Source organism: Dietzia massiliensis, from assembly GCF_018390595.1.
Lineage (GTDB): Bacteria > Actinomycetota > Actinomycetes > Mycobacteriales > Mycobacteriaceae > Dietzia > Dietzia massiliensis.
This window is the reverse complement of the sequence record NZ_JAHBAV010000302.1, coordinates 1-369: the sequence shown is the minus strand read 5'-3', so window position 1 is coordinate 369 and position 369 is coordinate 1. Positions and strand designations below refer to the sequence as shown.

Here is a 369-nt window from a genome sequence, read left to right as displayed (position 1 = left end):
GGACTCTACGGCGCGGTCCGGGGATTGAATCTCACGTGAGGAACTCGCACGTTGGGCGCGTGCTCGCGGTGTCGGCGCTGACGATGTTCGCCGCGTTCGGAACGCCATCGGCGCAGGCGGTTTCGCCACCCGGCATCGACGACAAGTGGCTGCCCGAGCCCACGAGACCAAGGCGAATATCGTATCCCGACTTCTGCTTGAAAAAAAGACACCGGCTATGACGTCCTTGCACAGCTGACGATGCATTACTTTACAGTCGGCAGGGTGCCGGTGACATCATTGTCCTTCATCCACGAGAACGGAGAACTCGAGCCGATTTTCACCCTTGCGAAAAACCGGCCGGTAGGGAAGGAAGAAAAAGAATGAATG

The 369-nt window shown here is 58.0% G+C and carries 2 pseudogenes; both read left to right on the top strand.

Features of this window, described 5'->3' with window-relative positions:
- Positions 1 to 35: 35 nt before the first annotated feature.
- Positions 36 to 170 (top strand): annotated as a pseudogene (locus KHA85_RS20035) (type VII secretion-associated serine protease); the annotation flags it as partial.
- Between the two features lie 46 nt (positions 171 to 216).
- Positions 217 to 366, top strand: a pseudogene (locus KHA85_RS19225) (DUF1444 family protein); the annotation flags it as partial.
- Positions 367 to 369 lie beyond the last annotated feature (3 nt).